A 3,759-nucleotide genomic window follows, 5' to 3' on the forward strand; every position below is an offset into this window, starting at 1 on the left:
CCGGCCCCGAAACAACAGCAGTATCCGGTTCGGTGGCGTCATCCGGGCCGGGACTGCCAGCAGACCGGGGAGCGGACGCGTCGATGGCAGCCGGACGCGGGGGCGTGACCGGGGTACCGAGCGGACCGAACACACTCCTGCCTGCTATGTCGGGACGCTGCTCTTCATCGGGACGCTGCTCTTCACGCTCGAACTCTTCCCCCACCGTGGCCCCTCCTCCCACACATCCAACCCCTGGCCCACACGCGCATCCTCAGCGCCAGGAGTATCGACCTCAACGCCGATAATTCCCCCCATTTTATGTCGAGAACACCGGCACCGAAAGAGCACAGACGCAATGGGGATGAATATGTGGACAACCCGCCCATGGGGAGGAAAGGTTGCTCGAGAGTCCCTCCGAGGGGCTGGGTTATCCCCGGACGGGGATAGATGTGTGGATAACCGGAAGCTGTGGAGGAGAGGTCGGCCAGTGGGTGGTGTGAGGCGAGCACTGCGCCCGGTCCGACGCGGTTCTGTGGGGCAGTTCTGCGCGTGGTGGATCCGCCGGAATGCCGCAATGGCATGCACTTCCTCAGGGCGCTGGCAGTGTACCCGTTGGGGGCACTGATGACTCAGTGCCCCGATCTCACAAATCAAGACCTCGTCGGAAATGTTGATAACCGATCGCTGTGGAGGATAGGTCGTCCCCTATGCGCCGAAGACGTTTGACGGGGCCCGGATCGCTCAGGCTTTTTCTGACGTGGAATGTCGACCCCCGACCTGCTCGGTGAGATGTGAGGACAAATGTGCGCTGGAGTTGCGGCAGCGGCAGCCGCAGCGGAAATGGCAGTGGCAGCGGTGGACTAGCGGCAAGGGTGTGCCCTCCACACTCGCTTCTGTACACACAGACGCATACGCGGCACAATCTTCGGTGCACGATGAAGGCGTCGGACCGACCGACCTACTGACCGACTGCGCGTCGCCGTCGTCGGCGCCGTGGTCGACGCCGACCTCACCGCACCCCACCCGACGGGACACACGAATGACTGCCCACGGCGCGAACCCCTTCACCCCGGGCTTCGGCCTGACCCCGATGATCCTGGCGGGCCGGGCCGTAGCGATCGACGATTTCACCGCAGCCCTCGCCGGCAACGTGCCCGAGGCGCGCGCGATCCTGATCTCCGGGGCACGTGGCTCCGGGAAGACGGTGCTGCTGACCGAGTTCACGGAGCTCGCACTGGAGGCGGGGTGGACGGATCTGCGGGTGCATACGTCGTCGTCCTCCCTGGTGGACGAACTGCGGAGCATGGCGATCGCGCGTCTGCGGGAGCTGGATCCTGACGCGGAGACGTCGCGGCTCACCTCCGCGCGGGTCTCCGGCGTCGGTGCGTCCCGGGATGTCGTGGACCGCTACGAGGGGGAGGGGGAGACGATCACGACAGTGCTGGACCGGTTGGCCGAGCTCACGGATCAGGACGGCGGCGGCCTGCTGATCACCCTCGATGAGCTGCAGTCCGTGGACCGCGACGAGCTCCACGCCCTCACCCAGCATGTGCAGGACCTCATCGGATCGGGCCACGCCGTCGCGTTCATCGCTGCCGGCGTGCGGCCCGGGATCGACGCCCTGCTGGACCACGAGAGGACCACCTTCCTGCGCCGGGCGCACCGGATCGAGGTGGGCAGCGTAGACGTGGGCACTGCGGCCGAGGCGATCCGTATGACCATCGCCGATACCTCGAAGACGATCGCCCCCGAGGCGGCCGTGCTCGCCGGGGAGATCTCGAAGGGATACCCGTACCTGATCCAGCTCATCGGCTCCAAGGCCTGGCAGAACAGCGGCGACGCGGACACCATCGAGCTCGAGGACGTGCGCGGGGGCAGCTCCGGAGTGATCGCCGCGATGATCAAGAACGTGCACGGGCCGTCGCTGCGCGGGCTCAGCAGCCGCAAGCGCGAGTACCTCCACACGATGCTCCAGGACGAGGGGCCCTCGAATGTCGGGGACATCGCCGAACGGATGGGCATCGATCCGCGCAATCAGTCCACCTATCGCGAGCGGCTGATCGACGACGAGCTGATCCGGCCGGCCGGCAGGGGTCTGGTAGAATTCGCCCTGCCCTATCTCGGGGACGCCCTGCGGCACGAGAAGGAGGAGGGCGCAGCGACCGAGCCCGGCAGTGGGCTCACCCGATCACACAGGTCACGACGGGATCCTCGACCAAGGTAGGCCCTGGCGAGACGCCGTCGCCGATAACGTGGGGCCACGATGAGCACGATGCTTCCGACCTCCGAACGCCCGGCCCGCACGCCCGCGACCGGGCCGATCACGGCGACCCTGCGGGTCACGGCGCTCCTCGCCGCCCTCGCGATCACCATCTGGATCCTCATCGCCTACGCCGGACTCCCGGAGACGATCCCCACCCACTTCGATCTGAGCGGCACGGCGGACGGCTGGGGCCCCAAGTGGTCGATCCTGGTGCTCGCCGCCGTGATGCTGCTGGTCTCGGTCGGTCTCGCCGTGCTCTCCGCCAAGCCGCAGATCCTCAACTATCCAGTCATCATCACCGAGCACAACGCCCAGGCCATCTACCGCGAGGGGGAGCGGCTGATGGTCTGGGCGCTGTGGGCGATGCAGGGGATCTACCTCGGCATCGCCTGGACGGTGCTGCTCAGCGGCGGAGGGGTCGTGATCGGGATCAGCGCCGCCATCCTGGTGAGCGTGGTGGGCGTCGGAATCATCCGGATGCTCCGCGTCGCTCGCTGAGCGCCGGCTTCACTCCGCGAGCCTCACTCCGCTGACCGCTGACCGCTGACCGCTGACCGCTGACCGCTGACCGCTGACCGCGTGAGTCAGACCCGCGCGAGGGCGACGCCGATGTTGTCCGGACCGCCAGCATCGAGCGCCAGCGCCACCAGGCGGTCTGCCAGGGCCTCGAGACCATCAGACTGCTCCGTCAGCGCCTCGGCGAGGGCCGACGGATCGACCGCGGCGTGCAGACCGTCGGTCATCAGGACCACCAGGTCCCCGGGGTCGAGCCGACGGATGAGCAGGTCCGGGGCGGTCGGGGCGCCGGCGGCGAGTGCGCGGTTGAGCACGGCGCGATCGGGATGCGCGGCGACCTCGTCGGCCGAGAGCCGCCCCGCCTCGACCAACGAACGCAGACGGGTGTGGTCCTGCGTGAGGTGATCGATCCGCCCGCCCCGCACGAGCGTGACCCGGGTGTCCCCGATGTGCGCGATGTGCAGGCGGTGGGCATGGATCAGCGTCGCGGTGAGCGTGGTGCCGTCCGAACCCTCCGTCGGCACCGACGCCTCCGCAGCGGCCCAGGCGGCTTCCAGAGCCGCCGGGGCATCGGCCGACGGGTCGTCTCCGAGCGCCCCGGCGAAGGCGTCGAGCACTCGGGAGGAGAGGTCGTCGTCGGCCCCGAAGCCGTCCGCCAGGGCGAGCAGCTGGGTGCCGTCCGGCAGCGTACGACGGAGCACGGCGTCCTGCTGGGTGGGGCGGGTGAGCCCGCGATGGATGGCCGTGGCGACCTGCAGCGGCGGCCCGGTGTGAGGGGAGTCGGTCATGGAGCTGTCCTCCTGGGGGAGTTCCCCGAGGTCCTGGGCGAGGGCCCGGACGTCGGCGCGGCGGGAGAGGACGTCGGCCTCCTCCTGACGCCACCAGGAGCGCAGCTCCGCAGCAGCGGCGTCGGCGTCGAGATCGCAGAGCACGGCGATGCGGGCGAGCCCCATCCCCAGGCCCCGCAGGGCAGCGATCTGAATCGCCCCGGGTCTGGT

The 3,759-nt window shown here is 68.9% G+C and carries 4 protein-coding genes; 2 read left to right on the top strand and 2 right to left on the bottom strand.

What is annotated here, in order from left to right; all coding sequences use genetic code 11:
- Window positions 1-205, bottom strand: a 205-nt coding sequence (locus tag CIK71_RS17910; protein ID WP_217990182.1) for a hypothetical protein, incomplete at its 3' end; no start/stop codon positions are given.
- 816 nt (window positions 206-1,021) lie between these two features.
- Between CIK71_RS17910 and CIK71_RS17340 the strand changes: the two genes are divergently transcribed.
- Together CIK71_RS17340 and CIK71_RS17345 are read left to right on the top strand one after the other, a co-directional pair.
- Complete coding sequence (locus CIK71_RS17340; RefSeq protein ID WP_096166915.1) at window positions 1,022-2,206, top strand: ATP-binding protein; 1,185 nt, start codon at window positions 1,022-1,024, stop codon at window positions 2,204-2,206.
- 48 nt (window positions 2,207-2,254) lie between these two features.
- Entirely contained in the window at window positions 2,255-2,743 is a 489-nt protein-coding gene (locus CIK71_RS17345) for a DUF1648 domain-containing protein (RefSeq protein ID WP_245857776.1), read from the top strand.
- Window positions 2,744-2,829: 86 nt separating this feature from the next.
- On the opposite strand, the gene CIK71_RS17350 is transcribed toward CIK71_RS17345, so the two are convergent.
- Window positions 2,830-3,759 (bottom strand): PP2C family protein-serine/threonine phosphatase (locus CIK71_RS17350; protein WP_141393760.1); only part of this gene is annotated, 930 nt, incomplete at its 5' end.

The sequence above is a fragment of the Brachybacterium alimentarium genome, assembly GCF_002332425.1.
Taxonomy (GTDB): domain Bacteria; phylum Actinomycetota; class Actinomycetes; order Actinomycetales; family Dermabacteraceae; genus Brachybacterium; species Brachybacterium alimentarium.

Coding starts and splice junctions, on each gene's coding strand:
- CIK71_RS17340 (WP_096166915.1), top strand. CDS start 1,022: ATGACTGCCCACGGCGCGAACCCCTTCACCCCGGGCTTCGGCCTGACC.
- CIK71_RS17345 (WP_245857776.1), top strand. CDS start 2,255: ATGCTTCCGACCTCCGAACGCCCGGCCCGCACGCCCGCGACCGGGCCG.